12 protein-coding genes are annotated in these 14,693 nt (G+C 69.3%); 7 read left to right on the top strand and 5 right to left on the bottom strand.

The features are described 5' to 3' along the window. Positions 1-26 precede the first annotated feature (26 nt). The 4 genes from G582_RS0102005 to creB form a co-directional block, all read right to left on the bottom strand. Complete coding sequence (locus G582_RS0102005) at positions 27-1,607, bottom strand: M20/M25/M40 family metallo-hydrolase (protein ID WP_028838405.1); 1,581 nt, start codon at positions 1,605-1,607, stop codon at positions 27-29. 158 nt (positions 1,608-1,765) lie between these two features. Next, the gene (gene creD / locus G582_RS0102000; RefSeq protein ID WP_038052491.1) at positions 1,766-3,139 is read right to left on the bottom strand and encodes a cell envelope integrity protein CreD; all 1,374 of its coding nucleotides are present in this window, start codon (positions 3,137-3,139) and stop codon (positions 1,766-1,768) included. Between the two features lie 87 nt (positions 3,140-3,226). Next, positions 3,227-4,657 (bottom strand): two-component system sensor histidine kinase CreC, encoded by a 1,431-nt coding sequence (gene creC / locus G582_RS0101995; protein ID WP_028838403.1) that lies wholly within the window; start codon positions 4,655-4,657, stop codon positions 3,227-3,229. Between the two features lie 6 nt (positions 4,658-4,663). Next, positions 4,664-5,332, bottom strand: a complete 669-nt coding sequence (creB, locus tag G582_RS0101990) for a two-component system response regulator CreB (RefSeq protein ID WP_028838402.1) — start codon at positions 5,330-5,332, stop codon at positions 4,664-4,666. A gap of 68 nt (positions 5,333-5,400) precedes the next feature. Between creB and G582_RS0101985 the strand changes: the two genes are divergently transcribed. The 7 genes from G582_RS0101985 (at position 5,401) to G582_RS0101955 (ending at position 13,431) form a co-directional block, all read left to right on the top strand. Next, positions 5,401-6,258 carry a 23S rRNA (adenine(2030)-N(6))-methyltransferase RlmJ gene (locus G582_RS0101985; RefSeq protein ID WP_038052488.1) on the top strand — a complete coding sequence of 286 codons (858 nt, stop codon included), beginning with the start codon at positions 5,401-5,403 and terminating at the stop codon, positions 6,256-6,258. A 107-nt stretch (positions 6,259-6,365) separates the two neighbouring features. After that, on the top strand, positions 6,366-7,307 hold the full coding sequence (locus G582_RS0101980; protein WP_028838400.1) for a DUF808 domain-containing protein: 942 nt from the start codon (positions 6,366-6,368) through the stop codon (positions 7,305-7,307). 59 nt (positions 7,308-7,366) lie between these two features. After that, the gene (locus tag G582_RS15085) at positions 7,367-7,951 is read left to right on the top strand and encodes a GNAT family N-acetyltransferase (protein WP_051246473.1); all 585 of its coding nucleotides are present in this window, start codon (positions 7,367-7,369) and stop codon (positions 7,949-7,951) included. Positions 7,952-8,055: 104 nt separating this feature from the next. Next, positions 8,056-11,646, top strand: coding sequence for a transcription-repair coupling factor (gene mfd / locus G582_RS0101970; RefSeq protein WP_028838399.1), 3,591 nt, complete (start codon positions 8,056-8,058; stop codon positions 11,644-11,646). A 78-nt stretch (positions 11,647-11,724) separates the two neighbouring features. Continuing rightward, positions 11,725-12,240 (top strand): SixA phosphatase family protein, encoded by a 516-nt coding sequence (locus G582_RS15080; protein ID WP_083960904.1) that lies wholly within the window; start codon positions 11,725-11,727, stop codon positions 12,238-12,240. Beyond that, complete coding sequence (locus G582_RS15075) at positions 12,240-12,911, top strand: endonuclease V (RefSeq protein ID WP_051246467.1); 672 nt, start codon at positions 12,240-12,242, stop codon at positions 12,909-12,911. Before G582_RS15080 ends, G582_RS15075 begins: the two co-directional genes overlap by 1 nt. Positions 12,912-13,008: 97 nt before the next feature. Beyond that, positions 13,009-13,431 carry a hypothetical protein gene (locus G582_RS0101955; RefSeq protein WP_156880205.1) on the top strand — a complete coding sequence of 141 codons (423 nt, stop codon included), beginning with the start codon at positions 13,009-13,011 and terminating at the stop codon, positions 13,429-13,431. Positions 13,432-13,434: 3 nt separating this feature from the next. Here G582_RS0101955 and G582_RS0101950 read toward each other — a convergent pair whose 3' ends face one another. Beyond that, entirely contained in the window at positions 13,435-14,376 is a 942-nt protein-coding gene (locus G582_RS0101950; RefSeq protein ID WP_038052485.1) for an integron integrase, read from the bottom strand. Positions 14,377-14,693 lie beyond the last annotated feature (317 nt).

Genomic DNA, 14,693 nt, shown 5'->3' with positions numbered 1-14,693 from the left:
CCTTCGCATCGCACGCGGCAAAGCGCTTACTTCGTTTCCACGAACGGCTTGCGCGGCAGCTTGGCCGGGCGCATCGCGGTGTTGTAGACGAACGAGGCGACGATCGCGGAAGCCTGCTTCAAATCGGCCGCCACCGCGTGGTCCTGCACGTCCAGATGGGTGTGGTGGACGTGGCTGAAGTAGTCCAGCTGGTCCTGCACGAACTGGAAGCCGGGGATGCCCACCGCGTCGAAGCTGACGTGGTCGGTGCTGCCGGTGTTGCGCTGGGTGACGATGGTGGCGCCCACGTCGTTCCACGGCTTCAGCCATTCTTCGAAGATCGGCGCCACGGCGAGGTTTTCCTGCGCGTAGATGCCGCGGATCTTGCCGCTGCCGTTGTCGAGGTTGAAGTAGGCGGAGATCTTGCCGTGGTCGGCGGTGCGGATCAGCTTGCCCTTGCTCTGGCGGAAGAACGCCGGCAGCGCCTTCTGTTCGGGGTCCTTCGGCTCCTCGAACTTGCCGAAGTGCTTGCCCACGTACGACTGCGAGCCGATCAGGCCCTGCTCCTCGCCGGTCCACAGCGCCACGCGGATGGTGCGGTTGGGCCTGGCGCCCACCGCCTTGAGGATGCGCATGGCCTCCATCATCACCGCCACGCCGGCGCCGTTGTCGTTGGCGCCCGAGCCGGTGTGCCAGGAATCCAGGTGCGCGCCCAGCATCACCACTTCATTCTTCTGCGGCCCGGTGCCCGGGATCTCGGCAATGGTGTTGTAACCGGGCTGGTTGGCTTCGTCGATGAAACGCGCATCGACATTGAGCCGCAGCTTCACCGCTTCCTTGCGCTCCAGCGCGCGCATCACCGTGTTGTAGTGCTCGGCCATCATCACCAGCGCCGGCACGCCGACCGACTCGCCGGCCTTGCGCGAACCGCCCCCCATCACCCGCACGATGCCGTCGTTCCAGCTGCTGATCGACACCGTGGCAGCCACGCCCTCGTCGATCAGGAACTGGTTGACCAGCGGCGCCAGCTCCATGCGCGCGCGGTAGCGCGCCATCATTTCGGGATCGCTGTTGCGCTCCTGCGGCAGCGGGTAGGACAGCAATTCCTCCAGGCTGTCGTGGTCGTGGCGGCTGAAGTCCGACTTCTCGTTCGGCTTGTAAGGGCGCAATGCATCGGTGAAGACGATCTTGCCCCTCAGCTTGCCCTTCCACTTCTCCAGGTCGGCCTTGGACTCGATCTTGGCGAAGATCGCCTCGCCCTCGACCGCGCCGTTGGTGCCGGGCGTCCATGCCTTGGGCAGCGCGTGCAGCGGCATCGCGCGCGGGGACAGCATTTCCATGCTGGCGTCGGTGAACGCCCAGCCGCGGCCGATGTCGGCCACCGCTTCGTCGTGCACGTTGGCCATGCCCCATTCGCTGAACTTCGAACGCGTCCACTGGTTGGCGTTCGCCATCGACGGCGAATTGGTCAGGCGCGGCCCGATCACATCGGTCAGGTGATTGAGCGTGGCCATCACCTGCGAACGCTGGAATGCTTCCTGGCGGATCTGCGAGGTCACGTCCAGGTCCACCTTTTCCTGCGCCTGCGCGCTGCCCAGCGCGGCCACCAGCAAGGCGGCCGTCAACATCAATCGCTTCATCGTCATCCCCGGGGAACTGCGGCAAAGACCGGAGTCTAGCCAGCGCCGTGGCATCGGCACCCGGGCCTTTGGTCATGGCTGCCTCACCTGCAGCCGTGACGGGGCGCACGTTCCGCGCGCCCCGTTCGATTCGGCACGGCCCGGCCTCAGCGCAGCCCGCCCTCGTCGCGGCCGGACAGCTGGTACCAGTCCACCTGCCGGGTCGCCAGCATGATCCCCGCCAGGATCGCGAACAGCAGCCCGGCGCCCAGCGCCAGCGCGTTGTCCTCCGACAACAGCAGCCCGTACAGCGCCGCGTACAGCGCGCCCAGCATCACTGCGAACCCCAGCCCGCGCGCGCGGCTGCGCAGCACCGCCGACAGGTAGAACCCGATCAAACCGATGCAGGCGGCGGCGGCCAGCAGGTAGGACAGGCCGAAAGCGAGGTGCTCGCTCAGGCTCAGCAGCAGCAGGAAGAAGATCGCGATGGCCATGCCCACCAGCAGGTACTGGATGGGATGCACGCGCACCCGCTTGATCAGTTCGAACATGAAGAAGCCGACGAAGGTCAGCAGCACGAACAGCAGGCCGTACTTGCTGGCGCGGTCGGCCTGCAGATAAGGGTTCACCGGGTCGATCAGCGCCACGCTGACCGCATCGCCCGGCGGCGTCCACGGCATGCCGGCGCTCAGCGCCGCGCGGGCCGATTCGGACAGCGCCTGCTCCGGTGCCATCGCCGGCGACTGCAAGTAGCGCCGCTGCGCATTGCTCGCCACCGCGGCGATCTGCCAGCGCGCGCGGAAACCGTGCGCATCGATATCGTGCTGCGGCGAGCGGCCCTCGAACTTCGGGCTGCGCCAGCGCGAACGCAGGCGCAGATCGTTGGCCTCGCCCAGCGGCAGCATCGCGAAAGATTCGGTGCCGCGCAGCGACAGTTCGGCGCGCACATCCAGCCGCAGCCGGCTTCCTGCAGCGGGCACCGCCAGCCGCGCGTGTACGCCGGGACCGTCGGCATGGCCGAGGCCCTGCGCCACCGCCACCGCTGCGCCGTCCACGCTGATCCGCGGCGTGCCGTGCAGGCCACCGACGTCGGCGATCCCGAGACTCAGCCACGGCTGGCCGATGCGGCGCTGCACGCCCTCGGCCTCGGCCGGCACCACCGCATCGAAGCGCGCCAGCGCCTGGCCGTCCCACTGGTACACGCGCACCTCGTGCAGGCCGCGCCGACGCACGTCCGGCTTGAGCTCGCCGTCGATCGACAGGCTGGCCGGGAAGAACGTCCACTGCCCGCTCCTGCGCCGCAGGCTGCGGCGCTCGTTGCCATTCTCATCGCTGGTCACCTCGACCACGCGCTCCTCATAGGGCACCACCAATACCGGCCCGGCGATGGTCTGGCGCGCGCCGAAGCTGGCGCCGATGTCGCGCACCGCCTGTTCGCGATAGCGCTGGCGTTCGTGGATGGTGCCGCGGATCAGCTGCAGCGGAATGAGGATGGCCAGGGTCAGCAGCACCACCATCCCGGCCTTGAATGCCAGTCGCATCGTCTTGCTCCGTCGGAAGATGGCGACAGCCTGGCGCGGCGGTTCGAGGCGACGATGGCGCGATGATGAGGCCGGCGTGAAGCGCGCCTATGCGAGCGGGAACACGACCACGGCGATGGCGCCACCGCCGTCGCGATTGACCAGGCTGACCGTGCCGCCATGCAGCTTGGCGATTTCGGCGACGAAGTTCAGGCCCAGGCCGTTGCCGCGGGCGCCGCCGTCCGGGCGCGGCAGCGAGTAGAAGCGCTCGAACACCCGCTCCAGCGCGAAGTCGGGAAGGCCGGGGCCGCGATCCGCGACCTCGATGCGCAACCCGTTGGATCGGGCATGCAAGCGCACGTCGACCACGCCACCGGCGGACGAGAAATCGATGGCGTTGTCGATCAGGTTGCCCAATAGCTGGCGCAGCAGGAACGCATCGCCTTCGACCGCCGGCAACGCATCGTCCACCTGCAGATTGACCTGCACGCCACGCGCCTGCGCACGCGATGCCGCGTCGTCGAGCGCATCGCCCGCCAGCGCGGCCAGGTCCAGCGGCAGCGGCGCGTCCAGGCCTTCGCGATGCTCCAGCGCGGCCAGCGCCAGCAGCCGGTCCACCATCGCCGCCATCCGCCGGCCCTGGGCGTCGATGCTGGCGACGAAGCGGGCGCGATCGGCCTCCGGCAGCGGCCCTTCCAGCAGCTCGGCCGCGCCGCGGATCGCCGCCAGCGGGCTTTTCAATTCGTGGGTCAGCGCGTGCACGTAGCGCTCGACGTATTGCTTGCCCTCCAGCTGCCGGCGCATGCTTTCCAGCGCGCGGCCGAGGTCGGCGAATTCGCCGGCGGCGTCCGGCAGCGACGCGCGTTCGCCGCGCGCCACCGCGTCGGCATAGCGGCGCAGTGCGGCCAGCTGGCGCGACAGCCACCACGCGGCCAAGCCACCCACCAGCAGCGCGCTGCCCAGCAGCACCCAGCCCCAGCGCAGGATGGTGGTCTGGCTGCGCTCGATGAACGGCTGGATGCTGCGGTTCGGCTTGGATACGGTGAGCACGCCGGCGATCCGGCCACCGGCATCGCGGATCGGCGCGGCCACGTACATCACCGTGCTGGCCTCGTCATCCGGGTTGTCGCGGGTGGAACGCGCGCCGTATTGGCCGCGCAGGGTGCGGTAGACGTCGTTCCAGCGCGAGTTGTCGCGCCCCACTTCCTTGCCGGCGGAATCGAACACCACGATCCCGCGCGCGTCGGTGATGGTCACCCGGTAGCTGGCGCGGCGCTTGGCCTGCCCCCAGATGTCGGCGTCCAGCTCGCGCCCGGTCATCGCCCGTACCCGCGTCGCGAAGCGGCCGTCGGCGATGCGGCCGGCCAGCAGGTCGTCGCTGGCCAGCTCCGCCAGCAGGTTGGCGGTGTCCGCCAGGGTGTCCTCCATCGCTTGGCGCACGCCGGGCTTGACCTGCTGCAGGAACACGTTGACCAGCAGCAGCGCCGCCAGCGCGACGATCAGAAAGTAGCCCAGCAGCACGCGCAGCGCGATCTTCACCGGGATTCAGTCCACCTCGATGGAATAGCCCAACCCGCGATGGGTGCGGATCGGGTCGCGCGCGGGGTCGAGCTGGCGCAGCTTGGCCCGCAGGGTCTTCACGTGGGTGTCGACGGTGCGCTCGCCGGATTCCAGCGCATCCGCCCACACCCGGTCCAGCAGCTGCGCACGGGCGAGGATGGCGCCGGGACGGCGCAGCAATTCGGCCAGCAGCGCGTGCTCATAGCGGGTCAATTCCAGCCAGTGGCCGGCGTAGCGGATGCGGTGGGCCTCGCTGTCGATCTCGAACCGGCCGCGCTGGCGGGCCAGCCCGCCCTCGTGCCGGCGCAGCCGCGCGCGCACCCGCGCCACCAGCTCGCGCGGCGAAAAAGGCTTGGCCATGTAGTCGTCTGCGCCCAGCTCCAGCCCCAGCACGCGGTCGATTTCGTCGCTGCGCGCGGTCAGGAAGATCACCGGCAGCGCGTGGTGTTCGCGCAGCCGGCGGCAGACCTCGAAGCCGCTCGCGTCGGGCAGGCCCACGTCGAGGATGACCAGGTCGATCCCGCCTCGCGCCAGCCGCGACAGCACCTGCCCGCCCAGCAGCACGTGCTCGGCGGTGAAGCCTTCGGCGCGCAGCGCGTACAGCACGGTCTCGGCGATGGCGACTTCGTCTTCGGCCAGCAGGATGGAGGACATGCCGGCATCGTAACCGGGCGTGCGCCGCGGTTTGGGGGGCGAATGTGAAGTCCTGCGACAATGCGCGCATGAATTACCGCCACGCCTTCCATGCCGGCAACCACGCCGATGTCCTCAAGCACGTCGTGCTGCTGGCCCTGTGCGAGGCGCTGACCGCCAAGCCGTCACCCTGCTTCGCGCTGGATACCCACGCCGGCCGCGGGCTGTACAAGCTCGACGGCGAGGCCGCGCAGGCTACCGGCGAGGCGCAGGACGGCATCGCCCGGCTGCAGGCCGAAGCCCCGCGCGATCCGGCAATCCAGCGCTACCTGGCCGCGGTGCGCGCCTGCCGCGGCCAGCATGGCAACGCAGCGTATCCCGGCTCGCCCTGGCTGCTGGGGCACGCACTGCGGGAGACCGACCGGATCGCCGCCTGCGAGCTGCATCCGGAAGAAGCCGCAGTGCTGAAGCAGCACTTCGCCGCCGATCCGCGCATCGCCGTGCACGCCCGCGACGGCTACGCCGCACTCAAGGCGCTGCTGCCGCCGAAACACGGCGCGCAGAAGTTCGCCCGCGGGCTGGTGCTGATCGATCCGCCGTTCGAGGCGCAGCTGGCCGAATTCGACCTCGCGCTGGCGGCGCTGAAGGAAGGCCTGGCGCGCTGGCCGCAGGGCATGTTCGCGCTGTGGTATCCGATCAAGCAGGGCCGCGCGCTGCACCCGTTCCGGCGCGCCGCGGCGAAACTGCCGGCGAAATCGGCGCTGCTGCTGGAACTGCTGGTACGCCCGGACGATTCGCCGCTGCGGATGAACGGCAGCGGCCTGCTGATCCTCAATCCGCCGTGGCAGTTCGACGTCGCCATGCGCCCCACCCTCGACGCCCTGCGCCGCGTGTTGGGCGAACCCGGCGCCAGCGCGCGGCTGGAGTGGCTGCGCGAAGCGGCATAGGCGGAAAGTGGGGTCGGAGTGGCCTTTCCACGCACGGAAAGGCCACTCCGACCCCACTTTCATTCGCGCATGCGAGACTTTCGCTACTGCCCTGACTGAATCCGCCCATGGCCTCCAGCTTCTTCGCCCTCTTCGACGACATCGCCACCCTGCTCGACGACATCTCGGTGATGGCCAAGGTCGCCACCAAGAAGACCGCCGGCGTGCTGGGCGACGACCTGGCGCTGAACGCGCAGCAGGTGACCGGCATCCAGGCCGAGCGCGAGCTGCCGGTGGTGTGGGCAGTGGCCAAGGGCTCGCTGGTCAACAAGGCGATCCTGGTGCCGGCGGCGCTGGCGATCGCGGCGCTGGAGGCGTGGCTGAAATCGCGCGGCATCGGCATTCCGCTGATCCTGCCGCTGCTGATGCTGGGCGGCGCCTACCTCTGCTACGAAGGCGTGGAGAAGCTGGCGCACAGGTTCCTGCACAAGGGCGATGACGCCGAACACCACGACATGCTGGTGCAGGCGGTGGCCGATGAGTCCATGGACATGGTGGCGTTCGAGCGCGACAAGATCCGCGGCGCGATCCGCACCGATTTCATCCTGTCCGCCGAGATCATCGTGATCACCCTCGGCACCGTGGCCACCCAGCCGTTCCTCAGGCAGCTGGGCGTGCTGGTGGTGATCGCGCTGATCATGACCCTGGGGGTGTACGGGCTGGTCGGCGGCATCGTCAAGCTGGACGACCTCGGCCTGCGCCTGACCCGCACCGGCGCCGGCCGCGCCAGCGCCGCGCTGGGTCGCGGCATCCTGGCGTTCGCGCCCCGGTTGATGCGGTTCCTGTCGGTGGCCGGCACCGCGGCGATGTTCCTGGTTGGCGGCGGCATCCTGGTCCACGGCATTCCGCTGCTGCACCACTGGGCGCAGGCCGCGCACGCGCTGCCGCCGGGCTGGTTGTGGGAAAACCTGTTCAACGCCTTCGCCGGCGTGGTGGCTGGCGCGCTGGTGCTGGGCGCGGTGACCGCCTACACCCGTGTGCGCGGCCCGCGACCAGCCGCGACGGGCTGAACGCGCGCCCAGACACGCGCCGTTCATTTTTTTAACGTCGTCCACGCCAAGATGCCCGAATGGCCGCCCGCAACCGCATGCCCCCGTGGCACGAACATGTCCGCCTCGCCAATGGGCGCGACATCCTGATCCGCCCGATCCGGCCGGAAGACGCCGGGCCGATGCAGGCCGCGTTCTCCCTGTTGGAGCCGGACGAGATCCGCCAGCGCTTCCTGCACCCGATGAAGGAGCTGAGCACGCAGCAGGCCGAGCGGCTGAGCCGGCCGGATCCGCGCCGCGATTTCGCGCTGGTGGCCGCCGAGCCGCTGCCGCCGGGCGAGGCGCTGGTCGGCGCGGTGGCACGCATCTCCATCGACGCCAACGGCAGCGACGCCGAATTCGCGATCCTGGTCAGCCACTACGTCAACGGCATGGGCCTGGGCCGCCACTTGATGCGTAGGCTGGTGCGCTGGGCCAAGGGCCGCAAGGTGCGGCGCGTGTACGGCGACGTGCTGGAAAGCAACCTGCCGATGCAGGCGCTGGCCACCTCGCTGGGCTTCCGCCAGGAGGCGACCGGCGAACCCGGGCTGGTGCGGGTGGTGCTGGATATTCCGCCGCCGAAGCCGAAGATCACCCCGCCGCCGATGCCGCTGCTGGTCGGCTGAGCGCTTGGCGCGTCCGTGAGGCGCGAGGTTCGACCCGGTAGAATCGGCCTCCAATTCCATCGACAACGCGCTGGCGCACGCCGTCCGGCGCGGGCGCGTTTTACATGCCTGACCTGCTGCTGCAAGCCCCCGTCCCCCTACCGCGCGCCGGCCAGCAGCGCGCGTACTGGCGCGCACCCGCCTCCGGCACCGCGCTGGCCGCCGCCGCGCTGGCCGCAGCGCAACGCATTGATGGCCCGCTGTTGCTGGTGGCGCGCGACAACCACGCCGCACACCAGCTGGAAAGCGACCTGCGCACCCTCACCGGCGCCGATCCGGCGCTGCCGGTGCTGGGCTTCCCCGACTGGGAAACCCTGCCTTTCGACCGTTTCAGCCCGCACCCGGAAATCGTCAGCCAGCGGCTGGCCACGCTGGCGCGGCTGCCAGAACTCGGGCGAGGCGTGGTGGTGGTGCCGGCCGCCACCCTGATGCAGCGGCTGGCGCCGCGCAGCCACGTGCTGGGCAACCGCTTCAGCGTGCGGCTGGGCCAGCGCATGGACATGGACGCGGAGAAGCGCCGGCTGGAATCGGCCGGCTACCGCAACGTGCCGCAGGTGTTCGATCCCGGCGACTTCGCGGTGCGCGGCGGCCTGCTGGACGTGTATCCGATGGGCGCCGACGCGCCGTTCCGGGTGGAGCTGCTGGACGACGAGATCGACAGCATCCGTGCCTTCGACCCGGAGTCGCAGCGTTCGCTGGAAAAGATCGACGCCATCGAACTGCTGCCCGGCCGCGAAGTGCCGATGGACGATGCCCACGTGCGGCGCGCACTGGAGGCGCTGCGCGAACGCTTCGACATCGACACCCGCCGCAGCGCGCTGGTGCAGGACCTCAAGGCCGGGCTTGCGCCGGCCGGCGTGGAGTATTACCTGCCGCTGTTCTTCGCCACACAACGCGGCGCCGTCGGCAGCACCGAAACCCTGTTCGACTACCTTGCCGCAAACGCGCTGCCGCTGGTCTGCGATGGTGCGCTGGAGGCCGCGGAACACGCGTGGAAGCAGATCGGCGAGCGCTTCGAACAGCTGCGCCACGACATCGAACGGCCGCTGCTGCCGCCGGCCGAACTGTGGCTGTCGCCGGATGCGCTGCGCGAGACGCTGAACCGGGGCGCGCGCATCGAAGTCTGCGGAGCGCAGCATCCGCGCCACGAAGAAGCACAGCCGCTGCCGGTGCAGCCGGCGCCGGCGATGCCGCTGAGCACGAAGGACCAGCCCGCGGGGCAGGCACTGCGTGACTTCCTGTCGAACTATCCCGGCCGCGTGCTGGTGGCCGCGGATTCCGCAGGACGCCGCGAGGCGCTGCTGGAAGTGCTGCAGGCGGCAGGGTTGCAACCCGAAGTGCTGGCGGACTGGTCGGCTTTTGCGGGAGCCACCCAACGCGCGATCGGCCTTGCCGCCGGGCGCGACGGGCAGACCGACCAAGCGAGTATCGGGGAGCGACTCGGGCTGGCCACCGCGCCCGGCGGCAAGGCCGGTCCGCACGCGTTCGCCATCGCCGTCGCCCCGTTCGACGACGGTTTTGCGCTGGACGCACCGGCGCTGTGCGTGCTCACCGAACGCCAGCTGTTCCCCGAACGCGCCGCGCAGCCGCGTCGGCGCAAGCGCGCGGGGCGCGAGCCGGAAGCGATCATCCGCGACCTCGGCGAGTTGACGCTGGGCGCGCCGATCGTCCACGAGGACCACGGCGTCGGCCGCTACCGTGGGCTGGTGGCGATGGACGTGGGCGGCATGCCCGGCGAATTCCTCGACATCGAATACGCCAAGGGCGACCGCCTGTACGTGCCGGTGGCGCAGCTGGACCGCATCAGCCGCTATTCCGGTGCCAACCCCGACACCGCGCCGCTGCACAACCTCGGCGGCGAGCAGTGGGCGAAGGCGAAGAAGAAGGCCGCCGACAAGGTCCGCGACGTCGCCGCCGAACTGCTGGAGATCCAGGCCAAGCGTCATGCGCGGCGGGGCCTGGCGATCGACGTGGACCGGGCGATGTACGAGCCCTTCGCCGCCACCTTCCCGTTCGAGGAAACCCCCGACCAGCACGCCGCCATCGAAGCGGTGCTGCGCGACCTTGCCTCCTCGCAGCCGATGGACCGCGTGGTCTGCGGCGATGTCGGCTTCGGCAAGACCGAAGTCGCGGTGCGCGCCGCCTTCGCGTCGGCAAGCGCGGGCAAGCAGGTGGCGGTGCTGGTGCCCACCACCCTGCTGGCCGAGCAGCATTACCAGAACCTGCGCGACCGCTTCGCCGACTGGCCGCTGAAGGTGGAGGTCCTGTCGCGCTTTAGGTCGAAGAAGGAAATCGAAGCGGAACTGCAGAAGCTGGCCGAGGGCAAGCTCGACGTGATCGTCGGCACCCACCGCCTGCTGCAGCCGGACGTGAAGTTCAGCGACCTCGGCCTGGTCATCGTCGACGAGGAACAGCGCTTCGGCGTGCGCCAGAAGGAGGCGCTGAAGAAGCTGCGCGCCAACGTGCACCTGCTCACCCTGACCGCCACGCCCATTCCGCGCACGCTGAACATGGCGATGAGCGGACTGCGCGACCTGTCGATCATTGCAACGCCCCCGGCCAACCGCCTGGCGGTGCAGACTTTCGTCCACGTCTGGGACGACGCGCTGCTGCGCGAGGCCTTCCAGCGCGAACTGGCGCGCGGCGGCCAGGTGTATTTCCTGCACAACGACGTGGAGAGCATCGGCCGCATGCACGACCAACTGCAGGCGCTGGTGCCGGACGCGCGCATCGGCATCGCCCACGGGCAGATGCACGAGCGCGAGCTGGAGCGGGTGATGCTGGACTTCCACAAGCAGCGCACCAACGTGCTGCTGTGCTCCACCATCATCGAATCCGGCATCGACATCCCCAATGCCAACACCATCCTGATCAACCGCGCCGACAAGTTCGGCCTGGCCCAGCTGCACCAGCTGCGCGGCCGCGTGGGCCGCAGCCACCATCGCGCCTATGCCTACCTGCTGGTGCCGGACGGCCGCAGCATCACCGCGGACGCGAAGAAGCGGCTGGAGGCGATCAGCTCGATGGACGAACTGGGCGCCGGCTTCACCCTGGCTACCCACGACCTGGAGATCCGCGGCGCCGGCGAACTGCTGGGCGAGGACCAGAGCGGGCAGATGGCCGAAGTCGGCTTCAGCCTCTATACCGAGCTGCTGGAACGCGCGGTCAAGTCGATCAAGCAGGGCAAGATTCCCGATGTGGACGACGCCGACCGCTTTGGCGCCGACGTGGACCTGCACGTGCCGGCGCTGATTCCCGACGACTACCTGCCCGACCCGCACGCGCGGCTGACCCTGTACAAGCGCATCAGCGCCGCCCGCGATGCCGATGCGCTGCGCGAACTGCAGGTGGAGATGATCGACCGCTTCGGCCTGCTGCCGGAGGCCAGCAAGCATCTGTTCGCTACCGCCGAACTGAAGCTGGATGCGACGCGGCTCGGCATCCGCAAGCTCGACCTTGGCGGCAGCGGCGGGCGCATGCAGTTCGTCGAGAAGCCCGCGGTCGATCCGATGGCGGTGATCCGGTTGATCCAGGGCCAACCGAAGCACTACCGCATGGACGGCCCGGACAAACTTCGCATCACCCTGGAACTGCCGGATGCGACGACCCGCTTCAGCGCCGCGCGCGGGCTGCTGACCGCGCTGCGGCCGGGATAGCCCGCCATCAACGGAAGCAGACCCGGCAAAGCGGGGCGTCTCCGGCGACGGACCGTACGCGCGGCCTATGATGTGCGGATGCGCCTCCGCCTTTCCGCTCCCATCGCAACGCTGGCCTGCATGCTGCTGGCCAGCTGCGCCTCGATGCCCGCCGCCCGCGATGCCGGCGCCACCTACCTGCTGGTGCGACACGCGGAGAAGGACGTGGCTGCCGGCAAGGATCCGCCGCTGACCGCCATCGGCGCAGCGCGCGCGCAGCGGCTGGCCGCTTCGCTGGCGGATCAGCCACTGGATGCGATCTACAGTTCAGCGACACGGCGCACCCGCCAGACCGCGGAGCCCGTGGCCCGCGCAAAAGCGCAGGAGGTGATTGCCTACGACCCCACCGATGCCGCCGCCTTCGCCCGGCGCCTGCGCGCCGAACATCCCGCCGGCACGGTACTGGTGATCGGCCACAGCGACACCCTGCCGCCGCTGGCGCGCGCCCTGTGCGCCTGCGCCGTGGCCGACATGGACGAGGGCAACTACGGCATCCGCTACCGCGTCCACTTCGACGCAGGCGGCCATGCCAGCCTTCGCGAGTTCCGCGACTGATGGCGGCCACGCCTCCTCCCCCAGCCTCGGCCGGCGACATCGACGCCCTGCACTACCTGCAGCAGCAACTGGTCCAGCAGGTGGAGCTACGCGACCGCTTCGCCCAGCCGCTGCGCAGCATCGCCGGCTTCGTGACGGCCAGTGAGGACGACGGCGCAACCCTACGCGCCACCGCGTTGTTGCTGGACGCAGACACCCTTGCGATCATCGACCGACAGGTGGCGCGATTGCCGGCAGCGATGCCGGAGATTACCGACCTGCAGGGCTTCCGTGTACTGCCCGCACTGCTGGAGGCGCTGGCAATGCTCAAGCACCCGCCGGATCTCGCCTTCGTCGACGGCCACGGCACCGCCCACCCGCGCCGGTTGGGCATCGCCGCGCACTTCGGCGTGGCCACCGGCCTGCCCAGCATTGGCGTTGCCACCTCCATCCTCACCGGCGAGCCGCGGATGGCGCTGCATGAAATGCGCGGCGCCTTCACCCCACTGCGCGACGGCCGCCAGCAGATCGGCTGGGTGCTGCGCAGCAGGCCGGACAGTCCCCCGCTGATCGTCTCGCCCGGCCATCGGGTGGCGATGGCGGCGGCGCCGGAACTGGTGATGCGCTTCACCACCAGCCACCGACTGCCGGAACCGATCCGGCTGGCCGGGCTGGCCGCATCGGCGACCTGAAACGCGACCGCGGCTGAACCCGGGCGGTCGCCGGACACATCGCCTCGATCCGGGTAGTGCTATACCCGTAAACCGTTGCCCCTACCGCGAGCCCGCCATGCGCCGTATCGCCAGCCTCCTCGCCGCCGCCCTGCTCGCAGGTTGCGCCGGTGCTGCCCCTTCATCCCCACAAGCGCCGGATCGCGAGGACACCAACGTGCACGAAACCGCGCCGCAGACCGTGACCCTGGGCGTGGGCGAGCGCGCCACATTGGCCGACGACAGCCAGCTGACCTACCTGCGTCTGGTCAACGACTCGCGCTGCCCGCCCGACGTGCGCTGCGTGTGGGCAGGCGACGCGGAAATCCGCCTGCGCTGGCAGCCTGCACGCGGGGCGGCCAGCGAGCTGTCACTGCACACCAGCCCGTTGCGCGGCCAGGGCCAGACCGATGCGACCGTGGGCGGGCTTCGCATCGCGTTGCAATCGCTGGAGCGCGGGATAGCCCCGAAAGCGACTCTGGCGATCACCGCCGCGCCCTGAGCCTCATCCATCCAGCGGACTGCGCACCCCGCGCCCACCGCGGTTGAGGACGTGGGTGTAAATCTGGGTGGTGGCCACATCCTTGTGCCCCAGCAATTCCTGGATGGTGCGGATGTCGTAGCCGGCTTCCAGCAGATGGGTAGCGAAGGAATGGCGCAGGGTATGCGCGCTGAGCAGCTTTTCTATCCCCGCCTGCGCCCGCGCATTTTTCAAGGCGCGGGCCAGCACCGCATCGTCCACATGGTGACGGTGCAGGCCGCCGCCGCGCGGATCCACCGACCGCCGCTCCGACGGGAACACGAACTGCCAACCGAACTCGCGGCCCGCCTCCGGGTACTTGCGCGACAGCGCGTCGGGCAGCGGCGTCTTGCCGAAGCCCTCGGCAAGGTCCTGCCGATGCAGGACCCGCGTCCGCTCGATCTCGCGCTGCAGCGGGCCTTCCAGCGCACGCGGCAGCATCGTGCGCCGGTCCTTGCCGCCCTTGCCATTGCGGATCAGGATCTCGTTGCGCGCGAAATCCACGTCCTTGACCCGCAGCCGCAGGCATTCCATCAACCGCATCCCGGTGCCGTACAGCAGGCTGGCCATCAACCAAGTGCGTCCCTCCATCATCGACAGCAGGCGCCGCACCTCCTCCACCGACAACACCGTGGGCAACCGGCGCGGCCGCTTCGCCCGTAGCACCGAGGCCATCCATGGCAGATCCACGCGCAGCACCTCGCGGTACAGGAACAGCAGCGCCGACAGGGCTTGGTTCTGGGTACTGGCCGCCACGTTGCGCTCCGTCGCCAGCCGGCTGAGGAACGCTTCCACCTCCGCACCGCCCAACTCACGCGGGTGACGACGACCGTTCGCCAAAATGAATTGCCGCACCCACCCCAAGTAAGCCTGCTCCGTACGCAAGCTGTAGTGTTTTGCACGGATCCTGCGGCGAACAGCCTCCATCAGGCTAACTTTTCTCTCTTGTGCCCGATCACTTGCTACACCCCGTTTTTCAGGCACCTGTGCCATTACGCCCCCGAATCCGCTCCATATACAGAGATGTTCAGCATTCGCCGCACCGCCGCATAGCAGGCAAGGGATTGTTTTTGCGTAGGAAATTGGCTTGACCGCCCCCAACCAACCGCGCAACATCCCGTCCTATACCCCGCTCTTGGGGTCTACTCAGGTGTTAGGCCGCAGATGATCTACTTCGCGCACTCAAGGAATAGCTACGATCAACTTGTAGCCTCGTCGGCTTGGCCTCCTGCTGCCTTGTGGGT

The sequence above is a fragment of the Thermomonas fusca DSM 15424 genome (assembly GCF_000423885.1).
GTDB classification, from domain to species: Bacteria; Pseudomonadota; Gammaproteobacteria; order Xanthomonadales; family Xanthomonadaceae; genus Thermomonas; species Thermomonas fusca.
The sequence above is the reverse complement of the archived record's forward strand: the minus strand, read 5'-3'. Positions and strand labels throughout refer to the sequence as shown.